This window comes from Variovorax sp. 05T418, from assembly GCF_056396385.1.
Map to the genome: position 1 here is coordinate 26,012 of NZ_JBFTLJ010000011.1, position 14,595 is coordinate 40,606.

The following is a 14,595-nucleotide window of genomic DNA, read 5'->3' on the forward strand; positions in this document are numbered from 1 at the left end:
TTCAGGCCAGCACCCACATCACGGTGGCCAGGGGCGGCACGCTGATGAGAATCGAATCGGCCCGGCCGTGCCAGGGCACCGGTTCGCTGTCGACCACGCCGTTGCCGACACCGCTGCCGCCGTACACGGCGCCGTCGGTGTTGATGGCCTCGCGGTAGGCGCCCGCTGCCGGCATGCCGAGCCGGTAGCCGTGGCGCGGCAGCGGCGTGAAGTTGCACACCGCCACCACGAAGGAGCCGCCCTGGGCCCGGCGCACGAAGGCGAAGACCGACTGCTCCCGGTCGTCATGCACCAGCCACTCGAAGCCGGCCCTTTCGGTGTCGAGCTCGTGCAGCGCGGGGAAGTGCCGGTACACGTTGTTGAGGTCGCGCACCAGCCGCCGCATGCCCTGGTGCGGCGCCTGCTCGAGCAGGTGCCAGTCGAGGCTGCGGTCGGCGTTCCATTCCGCCACCTGGGCGAATTCATTGCCCATGAACAGCAGCTTCTTGCCCGGATAGGCCCAGAGGTAGCCATAAAGATTGCGCAGCCCCGCGAACTTCTGCCACTCGTCGCCGGGCATGCGCCCGAACATCGAGCCCTTGCCGTGCACCACCTCGTCGTGCGAGAGCGGCAGCACGAAGTTCTCGCTGTGCGCATACATCAGGCCGAAGGTGATCTTCTGGTGGTGGTGCTTGCGGTGGACCGGGTCGATGCCCGCATAGGCGAGCGTGTCGTTCATCCAGCCCATGTTCCATTTGTAGTGGAAGCCCAGGCCGCCGTCCTCGGGCGGCCGCGTCACGCCCGGAAAGCTCGTGGACTCCTCGGCCAGCGTGATGGCGCCCGGGCGCTCGACGCCCACCACCTGGTTCATGCGCCGCAGGAAGTCGATGGCCTCGAGATTCTCGCGCCCGCCGTGGATGTTGGGCACCCATTCGCCGGGCTGGCGGCTGTAGTCGCGGTAGAGCATGGAGGCCACGGCGTCGACGCGCAGCCCGTCCACGCCGTAGCGCTCGAGCCAGTACAGCGCATTGCCGACCAGGTAGTTGCGCACCTCGGTGCGGCCGTAGTTGAAGATGAAGGTCTTCCAGTCGTTGTGGAAGCCTTCGCGCGGGTCGGCGTATTCATAGAGCGCGGTGCCGTCGAAGCGGCCCAGGCCGTGCGCGTCGGTGGGAAAGTGCGCGGGCACCCAGTCGAGGATCACGCCCAGGCCCGCGGCATGCGCGGCTCCGACGAAATGGCGGAAGTCGCCGGGCGTGCCGAAGCGCGAGGTGGGCGCATACAGGCCGATCGGCTGGTAGCCCCAGGAGCCGTCGAACGGATGCTCGCTGACCGGCAGCAGCTCGATGTGCGTGAAGCCCATGTCGCGCGCGTACGGCACCAGCGTGTCGGCCAGCTCGCGGTAGTCCAGCCATTCGTGGCCGTTCTTGCGGCGCCAGGAGCCCAGGTGCACCTCGTAGATGCTCACTGGCGCATGGCGGCCGTTGGCGGCGGCGCGTCCGGGCGGCATCGCCACCGGCGCGGGCAGTGGCGCGACCACGCAGGCGGTCTCGGGCCGCAGGCGCGAGGAAAAGGCGAAGGGATCGGCCTTGCGCAGCACCTCGCCCTGGGCCGAGAGGATCTCGAATTCGTAGCCGTCGCCCGTGCCCACCTGCGGCGCGAAGATTTCCCACACGCCGCATTCGCGGCGCAGCCGCATCATGTGGCGCCGGCCGTCCCAGTTGTTGAAGTCGCCGACCACCGAGACGCGCCGTGCGTTGGGCGCCCAGACCGCAAAGGCCACGCCCTTGACGCCATCCATCTCGCACAGGTGCGCGCCCAGCCGCTCCCAGGGCCGCAGGTGCGTGCCTTCGGCCAGCAGCCATACGTCGGTGGCGCCCAGCACGAACGCGAAGCGGTACGGGTCTTCGAGCCGCGAACTGTGCGTGCCCCAGTCGACCTGGAACGAATAACCCAGCAGCGCCTCCGCCGCGGGCACCAGTCCCGCAAAAAGATCGGAGCCTTCCTGCCGCGACAGCAGCGCCAGCGGCCAGCCCGTGCGCGTATGCACCACGGCCACGCTCTGCGCGCCCGGCAGCAGCGCGCGTACCAGCAGGCCGTCGCGCGTCTCGTGCGGACCGAGCACCGCGAACGGATCGCCGTGCTCGGCGCGCATCAGCGCGTGCACTTCGCGTTCGGGCAGCAGCAGGGAAGGCATGTTGTTCTTCACATCGGTTCTTCTTCGCCGGCGGGGCGGCCGAAAAACACGCCGTAGGGCGCCAGCCTCAGCATGCGCCTTTCAGCGCCGGCCTGCAGGGACGACGACGATGCCAGCGGATGCCCCGCGAGCGGCTCGAGCGCCTCGCGCAGCGCGATGGACACCGACTCGCCTCCCAGGTTGAAGACGGCCTGCAGCGATTGGTTCCCTTCGCGCCGTTCGAAACACAGCACCGGCTCCGGTGCATCGATGAAGGCGATGCTGCCGGTGCGCAGCAGCGGCTGGGTGCGGCGCCAGCGCAGCAGCGCGCGGCTGAATGCGAGCATCGAGTCGGGATCGGTGGACTGGCGGTCGACGGCCAGCGGCAGGTGGCGGCCGTAGACCGGCAGCCAGGGCCCGCCGGTGGTGAAGCCGGCGTGCAGCTCGTCGGCCTTCCAGGGCATGGGCGTGCGGCAGCCGTCGCGGCCCTTGAATTCGGGCCAGAAGGCGCGGCCGTAGGGGTCCTGCAGCAGCTCGAACGGCACCTCGGCCTCGGGCAGGCCGAGCTCCTCGCCCTGGTAGATGCTGGCGCTGCCGCGCAGCGCGAGCAGCAGCGCGAGCCAGAGCCGGTCGCGCCGCGTGTCTTCCGGGCCGCCGCCGCTCCAGCGCGTGGCCACGCGCGGCACGTCGTGGTTGGAGACGGCCCAGCAGCCCCAGCCGCCGGTCGGCGCGAGCGCCTGGTCGAGCGTCTCGACCTGGTGGCGCAGGTGCCGGGCGCTGTGCTCGGCCGTCAGCAGGCTGAAGCTGTAGGCCAGGTGCAGGCGCTTGCCCAGTTCGGTGTACTGCGCCATGACGGGCGGCGCGTTCTCGTCGCCGACCTCGCCGAGCGCGACCGCGCCGTAGTCGTCGAGCAGCCCGCGCAGGCTTTCGAGGAAGCGCAGGTTCTCCATCTGGCTCTTGTCGTAGAGGTGCTGCTGCATGGCATAGGGGTTGTCGGCCCGCACCGTGCTCACCTCGTCCAGCGAGGCGGCGCTGGCCGGCGGGTTGTCGCGCAGCAGCGCATCGTGGAACTGGTGGTTGCAGGCATCGAAGCGGAAGCCGTCCACGCCGCGCTCGCACCAGAAGCGCACTTCGCCCAGCAGCGCTTGCTGCACCTCGGCGCAATGGAAGTTCAGGTCGGGCTGCTCCTGGAGGAAGCTGTGCAGGTAGTACTGGCGGCGGCGCGAATCCCACTGCCAGGCCGGCCCGCCGAAGACCGAGAGCCAGTTGTTGGGCGGCGTGCCGTCGGGCCGCGGGTCGGCCCACACGTACCAGTCGGCCTTGGGGTTGTCGCGGCTCGCGCGGCTTTCGGCGAACCAGGCGTGCTGGTCGGAGGTGTGCGAAAGCACCTGGTCGATGATGATCTTCAGGCCCAGCGCATGGGCGCGCGCCAGCATCTCGTCGAAATCGGCCAGCGTGCCGAAGATCGGATCGACCGCGCGGTAGTCGGCCACGTCGTAGCCGAAGTCCTTCATCGGCGAGCGGAAGAAGGGCGACACCCAGATCGCATCGACCCCCAGGCTCGCCACATGATCGAGCCGCGAGGTGATGCCGGGCAGGTCGCCGATGCCGTCGCCGTTGCTGTCCATGAAGCTGCGCGGGTAGATCTGGTAGATCACCGCGCCGCGCCACCATTCGCCATTGCTGCTGTTGTTGCTGCGCATGCTGTCCCTGTGGTCTGAAAATCATTGTGGCATGCGAGATCCGGGCCCGGTCCGTGCATGGGCCTGTCCCGGTCCCGCCTGAAAAGCTTTCTACACTGGGTGGGGTTCCATGCGAACCCGCTTCCCGTTTCGTTTTGCAAGATGACCACCGACGCCGCTTCCCCCGCCCCATCCCCCCACCCGCAAGGCCTTGCCGCGCTCGAGCAGCGGCTCGCCCGGGATCTCGAATGCCTCGGCTGGCCCGCGCGCGCGTGGATGCCGGCTCGCACGCACGGCGGCGAGCCCGTGCTGGACGTGGCCATCATCGGCGCCGGCCAGGCCGGGCTCGCGGCTGCGGCCGCACTGGCCCAGCAGGGCATCCGCGCGGTGGTGTTCGACCGCGCGCCCGCGGGCAGCGAAGGGCCGTGGGCCACCACGGCGCGCATGGAAACCCTGCGCTCGCCCAAGGAACTGACCGGCCCCGCGCTCGGGCTGCCCGCGCTGACCTTCCGCGCCTGGTTCGAGGCCCAGTTCGGCAGCGAGGCCTGGGCTGCGATGGACAAGATCCCGCGCCTGCAGTGGATGGACTACCTGCGCTGGTACCGCCGCGTGATGAACATCGATGTGCGCAACGACATGGCCGTCACCGGCATCCAGCCGCTCGCCGATGGTGCGATGGTGCGGCTCGCGCTGCGCACGCCGGCCGGTGCGCAGCAGGTGCTGGCGCGCCGCGTGGTGCTGGCCACGGGGCGCGACGGGCTTGGCGGCCCCGCGGTTCCGGCGTTCGTCAACGCGCTGCCGCGCTCGCAATGGGCCCATTCGTCCGACGAGATGGACTACGGCAAGCTCGCCGGGCTGCGCGTGGGCGTGGTCGGCGCGGGCTCGTCGGCCATGGACAGCGCGGCCACCGCGCTGGAGGCCGGCGCGCACAGCGTCGAGCTCCTGATCCGCCGGCCCGACCTGCCGCGCGTCAACAAGGGCAAGGGCGCCGGCGTGCCGGGCCTGACGCAGGGCCACTACGACCTGCCCGACGCGTTCAAGTGGCGCATCCGCCACTACATCAACGTCGCCAACGTGCCGCCGCCGCATGGCAGCACGCTGCGCGTGTCGCGCCACCCGAATGCGTTCTTCAATTTCGGCTGCCCGGTGCTTGCGGTCGAGCCGCAGGGCGCGGCAATGCGCGTGGCCACGCCCCGGGGCGACTTCGTGTTCGACTTCCTCGTTGTTTCGACCGGTTTCAAGATCGACTGGCGCTGCCGCCCCGAGTTCGACACCATTGCATCGCATGTGCGCACCTGGAAGGACCGTTTCGTGCCCGCGCCCGGCGACGAAGACCAGGAGCTGGCCGATTCTCCCGATCTCGGGCCGGTGTTCGAATTCCGCGAGCGCGCAGCGGGCCAGTGCCCAGGCCTGGACCGCATCCATTGCTTCTGCTATCCCGCGGCCTTGTCGCACGGCACGGTGTCGGGCGACATTCCCGCAATCAGCGATGGCGCCAGGCGGCTTGCGAGCGGCATGGCCAGCCTGTTCTACCGCGAGGACTTCGAGCAGCACTTCGCCAACCTCGAGGCCTACAGCGAGCCCGAACTGTTCGGCGACGAATGGGTGCCCGCGCCGCCGCCGTCCGAACGCGGCTGAACTCCAGACTTCTTCATCGAAACGCATGACCACTCTTTCCGAATCTCCACTTGCCATCGACGTGATCGACGCCACGGTGCCGCTGGTGCCCGGCCACGCCACCCGCCTGCTGCGCCAGCAGCGCGACAAGGTCGTGGCGGCCACGCAGGGCAGCTACGACGCGATGTTCTCGCCATCGGTCGAAGGCCTGTCGGTGGCCGAGCGCCTGCTGGTCGCGCTGCATGCATGCAGCGTGTCGAAGGCCGCGACGCTCGCCGCGCACTACCGCGAGCAATTGCTGGCCGAGGGCGTGGACCGCGAGCTGATCGCGGCCGTGGGCAGCGGCGCCCCGGTGGCCGATGCGCGGCTGCGCACGGTGCTGGCATTCACCGCGAGCCTGATCGAGCGACCCATCGAGGGCGACAAGGCCGCGGTGCAGTCGCTGGCCGACGCCGGGCTCTCGACGCCCGCCATCGTCGCGCTGGGCCAGCTGATCGCCTTTCTCTCCTACCAGGTCCGCGTGGTCGCAGGGCTGCAGGCGCTGGCCGCCGCGGAGGTTGCAGCATGAGCACGAGCAATACGAACACGCCGATCCGCATCAAGGGCTTCACCAACGAGGTGCTGAGCTGGAAGCCCTGGCTCGACCCGGTCGACGTTGCCTCGGCCACGCCGGCCCAGCTGGCCGCGCTCGACGAGATGAGCCCGCAGGCCCGCACCTCGCCGTACTTCCTGCTGCTCGCGCACCAGCCCGAGATGCTGCTGCAGCGCTCCATCGCCTTCAACGCGATCATGTTCGCACCGGGCGGCATGCCGCGCGCGGAGCGCGAGCTGGGCGCCACGGTGGAGTCGCGCGTCAATGGCTGCGTGTACTGCGCCTCGGTGCATGCGCAGCGCTTCGAGCAACTGGCCAAGCGCAGCGACGTGATCACGCAGGTGTTCGAGGAGCCGGCTTCCGCGGGCACCACGCCGCGCGAGAAGGCCATCGTCGAATTCTCGATCCGGCTCGGCGCCGAGCCCGGCAAGGTGTCGGCCGACGATGTGCGAACGCTCAAGGCGGTGGGGCTCACCGAGCTCGAGATCCTCGACCTGGTTCATTCCGTGGCGCTCTTCGCCTGGGCCAACCGGCTGATGCTCAACCTGGGCGAGCCGGTCTTTCCGCCGGTAACGGCAGCGTCATAGGCGGGCGAGCAGGCCGGCCACGGTTTCAGTGCCCAGATTCAGCGGCGCCAGCAGGTCGTTCTGCTGCCGGAAGTCGATGCCGCTGACCAGCGAGGCGGCGTCCACGATGGTGCGCGTCGCGGGTGTCGCCACGCCGGCGATGGCGCCGAGCGCTTCCACGAAGGCCAGGCCGTAGGGCATGTCCTCGCTCAGGTAGCGCGTGTCGGTGCGCACGGGGCCGGGCGGCCCGCCGCGCTTGGCATGCAGCTCGGCCGCGATGTCCTCGAGCCGCGACGATTCCGTGCCGAAGGAGCGCGCGAAATGCTCCTCGATGGGACCGAGCGCGATGCCGAAGGCCTGGGCCACGGCGCGCCGCTCCCGGTCCAGCGCCTCGATCGCGCGGGCCACGCCGGGCGTCATGCAGTGGTACTGCGGCCAGTTCTCGGCATGCTCGATGCGCGTCCAGTTGAAGACGGCCAGCGGGCCGTGCGACTGCGGGTTGACGTTCGCGAGCGCGCTGGCGAGCGTGTTCTCCTGCGCGAAGAAGCCGCCGCCGAACAGCGCGGCGCACAGTTCGATGGCGCTCTCTATTTCCGTGCGCGGCAGCGCCGACACACCGACCGCCTGCCGCCGCGTCATCACCCGGACCTGCGTGGCGGATTCGCGGCGCGCGGTCAGCACCGTGGTGCCGAAGCTCGCGACCGTCACCCGCTTGCCCGCGCGCCGTGCGCCTTCGTGCAGATAGAGCGACGACAGCGAGGCCATCGAGCTGACGATCACGGTCTGCCCGTCGCGCAGGAAGGGCAGCAGCGCATCCATGACGCGCTTGTGCCCGTTGACCGGCAACGCGAGCAGCAGCACGTCCGACGCCCGGCAAAGCTGCGCCGCATCGTCGGCCACTTCGACCGCCACGCAGCAGGGCTGCACGCCGGCGGCTTCGAGCGGCTGCGTGCGCAGGGCCTCGGCACCCTGGCCGCCCGGCGACCAGAGCATCGCGGCGTGGCCCGCCTGGCGCAGCCACGCCGCGCTTGCCAGGGCGATCGCCCCGGTGCCCGCGATGCCGACGCGCAGGCGCCCTGCCGCAGGCTCAGTCAACTTTGATCCCGCCCTGCTTGATGACCTTCGCCCAGCGCTGGCTGTCTTCGGCAATCACCTTGCCCAGCGCCGCGCCGCCGCCGCAGGTGTTCACCGCGCCCAGCTGGGCGAAGCGCTGCTTGGTCTCGGGCAGGTTGCACACCTCGACCAGCGCCGCCGACAGCTTCTCGATGCTGGCCGCCGGCATGCGCGCGGGCGCCATCACGCCCACCCACACCGGCACGTCCATGCCCGCGAGGCCCGCCGCCTCCGCGACCGTCGGCGGCGTGCCGAGGCTGGGCAGGGCCGCGCGCGAAAAGGTGCCGAGCACGCGGGCCTTGCCGCTCGCGACCATCGGCTCGATGGAGGCGGCGCTGGTCACGATCAGTGCCACCTGGCCGCCCAGCAGGTCGGTCAGCGCCGGCGCCGCGCCGCGGTAGGGCACATGCAGCAGGTCCACGCCGCTCGCCTGCGCCAGCAGCGCGCCCGTCAGGTGCGAGACGGTGCCGTTGCCGGTGGAAGCGTAGGTCAGCTGCCCGGGCTTCGCCTTGGCGTCGCGCAGCAGGTCGGCCAGCGTCTTGTAGGGGCTTTCGGTGCGCACGGCCACGGTCATGGGCGTGTCGCCGACCAGGGCCACGGGCGCCAGGTCGTGCACCGGGTCATAGGGAAGCCTGGACTGCAGGTGGGGCGCGATGGTGATGGCGCCGCCGGTGGCCAGCAGCACGGTGGCGCCGTCGGTCGCCTTGGCCACCGCATCGGCCGCCACGATGCCCCCCGCGCCCGCCTTGTTGTCGACGATCACGCTGCCGCCGAGCTTGTCCGAGAGCTTGGCGCCCAGGTAGCGGGCGATCACGTCCTGCGCCCCGCCGGCCGCGAAGGGCACGACGATGCGCAGCGGCTTGTCGCCGTTCGGCTGCGCATGCAGCGGCACCGCGGCCAGGCTGGCGGCGGCCGCGAGGCCCAGGGCGAGGTGTTTCAGGAGCAGTTTCATGGCGTTTTCCGTCTGCGTCAGGTGGCAGGAAGTCATGCATTTTTCGCGAAACACCGCGGAACCGGCTTTGCCGGGCCGCTGCTGTTGCCCCCAGTAGGGGGTTGGCGCAGCGACACGAAGTGCGCGAAGACTGGGGGCGAGTCTAGTCCGGCGCGATAATCCGTCCTCCCCGGCCACCCCGCGCCGGGTCTTGCCGAACCGCCATGAACCCCAGCTACAAACCCAGCGACGTCGAGTCCGCTGCCCAGGCGCAATGGAGCGCCGCCGATGCCTACCGCGTCACCGAAGACGCGAGCCGTAAAAAGTACTACGCCTGCTCGATGCTGCCGTACCCCAGCGGCAAGCTGCACATGGGCCACGTGCGCAACTACACCATCAACGACATGCTCACGCGCTACCTGCGCATGAGCGGCTACAACGTGCTGATGCCCATGGGCTGGGACGCCTTCGGCCTGCCGGCCGAGAACGCGGCGCTGAAGAACGGCGTGCCGCCGGCCAAGTGGACCTACGAGAACATCGACTACATGCGCGGCCAGCTCCAGGCCATGGGCCTGGCGATCGACTGGAGCCGCGAGATCGCCACCTGCGATCCCAGCTACTACAAGTGGAACCAGTGGCTGTTCCTCAAGATGCTCGAAAAGGGCATTGCCTACCGCAAGACGCAGGTCGTCAACTGGGACCCGGTCGACCAGACCGTGCTGGCCAACGAGCAGGTGATCGACGGCAAGGGCTGGCGCACCGGCGCCACGGTCGAGCGCCGCGAGATTCCGGGCTACTACCTGAAGATCAGCGACTACGCCGAAGAGCTGCTCGAGCACACCCAGCACAAGCTGCCGGGCTGGCCCGAGCGCGTCAAGCTGATGCAGGAGAACTGGATCGGCAAGAGCGAGGGCGTGCGATTCGCCTTCACGCACGACATCCAGGACGCGAGCGGCCAGCTGATCCAGGACGGCCGCATGTACGTGTTCACCACGCGCGCCGACACCATCATGGGCGTCACCTTCTGCGCCGTGGCGCCCGAGCATCCGCTGGCTGCGCATGCCGCCACGCTCGACCCCAAGGTCGCGGCCTTCATCGAGGAGTGCAAGAGCGGCGGCACCACCGAGGCCGAGCTTGCCACGCAGGAAAAGAAGGGCGTGCCCACGGGCCTGACCGTCAAGCACCCGATCACCGAGGAGCAGGTGCCGGTGTGGGTGGGCAACTACGTGCTCATCAACTACGGCGACGGCGCCGTGATGGGCGTGCCCGCGCACGACGAGCGCGACTTCGCCTTTGCCAACAAGTACGGCATCGAGATCATCCAGGTGGTGCTGGTCGACGACGAGCCGCACTTCGACTATCACAAGTGGCAGGACTGGTACGGCGACAAGCAGCGCGGCGTCACCATCAACTCCGACAACTTCAGCGGCATGACCCACAAGGAGGCCGTGGCTGCTGTGGCGCATGCGCTCGCCCAGAAGGGCCTGGGCGAGATGCAGACCACCTGGCGCCTGCGCGACTGGGGCGTGAGCCGCCAGCGCTACTGGGGCACGCCGATCCCGATCATCCATTGCGACGAGCACGGCGCGGTGCCGGTCCCCGAGAAGGACCTGCCCGTGGTGCTGCCGACGGACTGCGTGCCCGACGGCTCGGGCAACCCGCTCGCCAAGCACGAAGGCTTCCATGCCGGCGTGGTGTGCCCGGTCTGCGGCAAGCCCGCGCGGCGCGAGACCGACACCATGGACACCTTCGTCGACAGCTCGTGGTACTTCATGCGCTACTGCGACCCGAAGAACGACCAGGCCATGGTCGCCGAGGGCGCCGACTACTGGATGCCGATGGACCAGTACATCGGCGGCATCGAGCATGCGATCCTTCACCTGCTGTACGCGCGCTTCTGGACCAAGGTGATGCGCGACCTGGGCCTGGTGAAGGTCGACGAGCCCTTCAGCAAGCTGCTCACCCAGGGCATGGTGCTCAACCACATCTACTACCACCGCGACGAGAAGGGCGGCAAGAACTACCACCCGCCGCTGGAGGTCACGCCCACGCTCGATGCGCAGGGCCGCATCGTCGGCGGCACCACCGCGGACGGCACCAAGGTCGAATACGGCGGCGTCGGCAAGATGGGCAAGAGCGAACGCAACGGCGTCGACCCGCAGGACCTGATCGAGAAGTACGGCGCCGACACTGCGCGCCTGTACACCATGTTCACCGCACCGCCCGAGGCCACGCTCGAGTGGAACGACGCGGCCGTCGAAGGCAGCTACCGGTTCCTGCGCCGGGTCTGGAACTTCGGCGTGGCGCAGGCCGGCGTGGCCCCGGTGGCGTTCGGCGGCCAGGCCTTCGGCAAGGCCGCCCAGGCGCTGCGGCGCGAAGTGCACACCGTGCTGCGCCAGGTCGACTACGACTACCAGCGCATGCAATACAACACCGTGGTCTCAGGCGCGATGAAGCTCCTGAATGCGCTCGAAGGCTTCAAGCCCGATGGCAGCGCCGGCGATGCCGCCGCGCTGCGCGAAGGCCTGGGCATCCTGCTGCGCTGCCTGTATCCGGCCACACCGCACATCGCCCACCAGCTCTGGCAGCATCTGGGCTACGACAAGGAGCTGGGCGACCTGCTCGATGCGCCCTGGCCCGTGGTGGACGTGGGCGCGCTGGAGCAGGACGAGATCGAGCTCATGCTGCAGGTCAACGGCAAGCTGCGCGGCGCGCTGCGCGTGCCGGCCGGCGCCTCCAAGGCCGAGATCGAAGCGCTCGCGCTCTCGTGCGACGACTTCGTCAAGTTCGCCGAAGGCGCGCCGGCCAAGCGCGTCATCGTGGTTCCCGGCCGGCTGGTCAACGTGGTCATCTGAACGAAACGAACGATAGAAGCATGAACAATCGCAACGCCCCGCTGCCGCGCCGCGGCTTTCTCCTGGGCCTGGCTGCGGCGGGCGCGAGCCTCGCGCTGGCCGGCTGCGGGTTCGAACTGCGCAAGGCGCCGGTGTTCGCGTTCAAGACGCTGTCGCTGTCGGGCAATTCGGAACTGATCAACCGGCTGCGGCGCGAGATGCGCGCCGCGGGCACCGTCACGCTGGTGCCGCCCGATCAGACCCAAAGCGCCGACGCGATCCTCGAGATCCTCGGCGAGAACCGCGACCGCATCGTGATCTCGACCAATTCGGCCGGCCTGCTGCGCGAGCTGCAGCTGCAATTGCGCGTTCGCTTCAGCCTGCGCACGCCGGGCGGCAAGATGCTGCTCGCGCCCAGCGAGGTGTCGCAGACGCGCGATTTGAGCTTCAACGAAACCAACGCGCTCGCCAAGGAAGGCGAAGCCGAGCTGCTGTACCGCGACATGCAGGCCGACATCGCGCAGCAGCTGATGCGCCGCCTTGCGGCCGTCAAGGAACTCTAGGCGGATGCAACTTGCCAGTGCCCAGCTGGGCTCCCATCTGCAGAAGGGGGTGAAGTCCCTCTACACGATCCATGGCGACGAGCCGCTGCTCGCGCAGGAGGCGGCCGATGCCATCCGCGCCGCGGCGCGCGTGGCGGGCTATACGGAGCGCAGCTCCTACACCGTGGCCGGCGCGCACTTCGACTGGAGCGCAGTGCTCGCGGCGGGCGGTTCGCTCTCGCTGTTCGCCGACAAGCAGATCGTCGAGATCCGCATTCCCTCGGGCAAGCCCGGCAAGGACGGCAGCACCGCGCTGCAGCAGCTGGCCGAGGCGGCGCAGGGCAACGACAGCACGCTCACGCTGGTGATGCTGCCGCGGCTGGACAAGGCCACGCGCACCGGTGCCTGGTTCTCGGCGCTCGAGAACAACGGCGTGAGCCTGCAGGTCGACCCGATCGAGCGCAACGCGCTGCCGCAGTGGATCGCGCAGCGCCTGGGCCTGCAGGGCCAGCGCGTGATGCCCGGCGACGAAGGCCAGCGCACGCTGCAGTTCTTTGCGGACCGCGTGGAGGGCAACCTGCTGGCCGCCCACCAGGAGATCCAGAAGCTCGCCCTGCTGCACCCGGCCGGCGAGCTGAGCTGGGAGCAGGTCGAGGGCGCGGTCAACAACGTGGCGCGCTACGACGTCTTCAAGCTCTCCGAGGCTGTGCTGGCCGGCAACCCGCAGCGCGTGGCGCGCATGCTCGACGGCCTGCAGGCCGAAGGCGAGGCCGAGGTATTGGTGCACTACACGATCGCCGAGGACATCCGCGCGCTCAAGCGCGTGAAGGACGCCATGGCCGCGGGCCGGCCGCTGCCCATGGCGCTGCGCGAGAACCGCATCTGGGGCCCGCGCGAGCGCGCCTTCGAGCGCGTGCTGCCGCGGCTGGACGACCGCATGCTGGCCCGCCTGCTGCGCGCGGCCCATGTGGTGGACGGCATCTGCAAGGGGCTCAAGCAGCCCGACTGGCCCGCCGGCGGCTGGCAGGCGCTGCAGCGCCTGGCGCTGATGCTGTGCCGCGCCTGCAGCACCGGTCCCGCTCCCTCTCCCTCCGGGTTGGGATGAGGGCCGGCGGCCTTCATCGCATCGCGCGTTTTCGGGTGCCGCGGCCCTCACCCTAGCCCCTCCCGGAGGGAGAGGGGACAACCCGGCAAATGGGCGAAGCCTGGGGTTGATCCAAATGCAGGAAAATGCCCGCATGAACGCGTTCAACGTCAGCGAGCACATGCAGACCCTCGGCCTGCAGGCAAAAACCGCCGCATTCCTCATGGCCCGAGCGGATGCAGCTACCAAAAACAGAGCATTGAAGGCGCTGGCCAAGCGCCTGCGCGAAGCCGGCCCGGGGCTGGCCGAGGCCAACCAGAAGGACCTAGCGCGCGCCACGGCCGCCGGCCTGTCGGCGCCGATGGTCGACCGCCTCAAGCTCACGCCCAAGGTCATCGAGACCGTGGCACAGGGCTGCGAGCAGCTCGCCGGCATGGCCGACGTGATCGGTGAGATCATCGGCATGAAGCAGCAGCCCAGCGGCATCCGCGTGGGCCAGATGCGCGTGCCGATCGGCGTCTTCGGCATGATCTACGAGAGCCGCCCCAACGTGACCATCGAAGCCGCGAGCCTGGCCATCAAGAGCGGCAACGCCGCCATCCTGCGCGGCGGCTCGGAGGCGATCGAGTCGAACAAGGCGCTGGCGCTGCTGGTGTCCGGCGCGCTGGCCGAGGCCGGCCTGCCGGTCGATGCGGTGCAGCTGGTGCAGACCACCGACCGCGAGGCCGTGGGCCAGCTCATCGCCATGCCCGAGTTCGTCGACGTGATCATCCCGCGCGGCGGCAAGGGCCTGATCGAGCGCATCAGCCGCGATGCCAAGGTGCCGGTCATCAAGCACCTGGACGGCAATTGCCATGTCTACGTGGACGACACGGCCGAGTTCGAGATGGCGCTGCGCATCGTCGACAACGCCAAGACGCAGAAATACAGCCCCTGCAACGCGGCCGAAGGCCTGCTGGTGTCGGCCGCGGTGGCCGAAGACTTCCTGCCCCGGATCGCCGCCATCTTTGCGGCCAAGGGCGTCGAGATGCGCTGCGACCCGGTGGCGGCCCGCATCCTGCGCGCCGACGAGGCATTGGCCGGTGCCGGCGCAAGGATCGTCGACGCGGTGGAGTCCGACTGGTCCGAGGAATACCTTGCCGCGGTGATCAGCATCAAGGTGGTCCAAGGGGTCGACGAGGCCATTGCGCACATCAACCGCTACTCGAGCCACCACACCGACGCGATCGTCACGCGCGACCACGTGCATGCGCAGCGTTTCCTGCGCGAGGTCGATTCGGCCAGCGTCATGGTCAATGCGAGCACACGCTTCGCGGACGGTTTCGAGTTTGGCCTGGGGGCGGAAATCGGCATCAGCACCGACAAGTTCCATGCGCGCGGGCCGGTCGGCATCGAGGGGCTGACCTCGCTCAAGTACGTGGTGCTCGGGCAGGGCGAAGTGCGCAGCTGATGCACCGGAAGCGGGCGGACTGAACCAAGTCC

11 protein-coding genes are annotated in these 14,595 nt (G+C 69.5%); 7 read left to right on the forward strand and 4 right to left on the reverse strand.

Going from position 1 to position 14,595, the window contains the following annotated elements; translation table 11 throughout:
* Window position 1: 1 nt before the first annotated feature.
* Together glgB and AC1DMS_RS21445 are read right to left on the reverse strand one after the other, a co-directional pair.
* Complete coding sequence (gene glgB, locus AC1DMS_RS21440; protein ID WP_478181781.1) at window positions 2-2,173, reverse strand: 1,4-alpha-glucan branching protein GlgB; 2,172 nt, start codon at window positions 2,171-2,173, stop codon at window positions 2-4.
* A gap of 8 nt (window positions 2,174-2,181) precedes the next feature.
* Entirely contained in the window at window positions 2,182-3,855 is a 1,674-nt protein-coding gene (locus AC1DMS_RS21445) for an alpha-amylase family glycosyl hydrolase (protein ID WP_478181782.1), read from the reverse strand.
* A gap of 141 nt (window positions 3,856-3,996) precedes the next feature.
* On the opposite strand from AC1DMS_RS21445, the gene AC1DMS_RS21450 reads away from it, so the two are divergent.
* The 3 genes from AC1DMS_RS21450 to AC1DMS_RS21460 are packed head-to-tail and all read left to right on the forward strand — an operon-like array spanning window position 3,997 to window position 6,630.
* Window positions 3,997-5,472, forward strand: a complete 1,476-nt coding sequence (locus AC1DMS_RS21450) for an FAD-dependent oxidoreductase (RefSeq protein WP_478181783.1) — start codon at window positions 3,997-3,999, stop codon at window positions 5,470-5,472.
* Between the two features lie 25 nt (window positions 5,473-5,497).
* Window positions 5,498-6,019 (forward strand): CMD domain-containing protein, encoded by a 522-nt coding sequence (locus AC1DMS_RS21455; protein ID WP_018903980.1) that lies wholly within the window; start codon window positions 5,498-5,500, stop codon window positions 6,017-6,019.
* A complete protein-coding gene (locus tag AC1DMS_RS21460) occupies window positions 6,016-6,630 on the forward strand; it encodes a peroxidase-related enzyme (RefSeq protein WP_478181784.1) in 615 nt (204 codons plus the stop codon). The genes AC1DMS_RS21455 and AC1DMS_RS21460 overlap by 4 nt, the downstream gene beginning before the upstream one ends.
* Here AC1DMS_RS21460 and AC1DMS_RS21465 read toward each other — a convergent pair.
* Together AC1DMS_RS21465 and AC1DMS_RS21470 are read right to left on the reverse strand one after the other, a co-directional pair.
* Window positions 6,625-7,704 (reverse strand): NAD/NADP octopine/nopaline dehydrogenase family protein, encoded by a 1,080-nt coding sequence (locus AC1DMS_RS21465; RefSeq protein WP_478181785.1) that lies wholly within the window; start codon window positions 7,702-7,704, stop codon window positions 6,625-6,627. The two genes, AC1DMS_RS21460 and AC1DMS_RS21465, sit on opposite strands and share 6 nt — an antisense overlap.
* Window positions 7,697-8,674, reverse strand: a complete 978-nt coding sequence (locus AC1DMS_RS21470) for a Bug family tripartite tricarboxylate transporter substrate binding protein (RefSeq protein WP_478181786.1) — start codon at window positions 8,672-8,674, stop codon at window positions 7,697-7,699. Before AC1DMS_RS21470 ends, AC1DMS_RS21465 begins: the two co-directional genes overlap by 8 nt.
* A gap of 203 nt (window positions 8,675-8,877) precedes the next feature.
* Between AC1DMS_RS21470 and leuS the strand changes: the two genes are divergently transcribed.
* The 4 genes from leuS to AC1DMS_RS21490 all read left to right on the forward strand — a co-directional run bounded on the left by leuS (window position 8,878) and on the right by AC1DMS_RS21490 (window position 14,563).
* Window positions 8,878-11,508, forward strand: coding sequence for a leucine--tRNA ligase (leuS, locus tag AC1DMS_RS21475; RefSeq protein WP_478181787.1), 2,631 nt, complete (start codon window positions 8,878-8,880; stop codon window positions 11,506-11,508).
* Window positions 11,509-11,528: 20 nt separating this feature from the next.
* Window positions 11,529-12,050: an LPS-assembly lipoprotein LptE gene (locus AC1DMS_RS21480; RefSeq protein WP_278874030.1), complete on the forward strand. Its 522-nt coding sequence runs from the start codon at window positions 11,529-11,531 to the stop codon at window positions 12,048-12,050.
* Window positions 12,051-12,054: 4 nt separating this feature from the next.
* On the forward strand, window positions 12,055-13,134 hold the full coding sequence (gene holA / locus AC1DMS_RS21485; RefSeq protein ID WP_478181788.1) for a DNA polymerase III subunit delta: 1,080 nt from the start codon (window positions 12,055-12,057) through the stop codon (window positions 13,132-13,134).
* 133 nt (window positions 13,135-13,267) lie between these two features.
* Window positions 13,268-14,563, forward strand: a complete 1,296-nt coding sequence (locus AC1DMS_RS21490; RefSeq protein WP_478181789.1) for a glutamate-5-semialdehyde dehydrogenase — start codon at window positions 13,268-13,270, stop codon at window positions 14,561-14,563.
* Window positions 14,564-14,595: the final 32 nt, after the last annotated feature.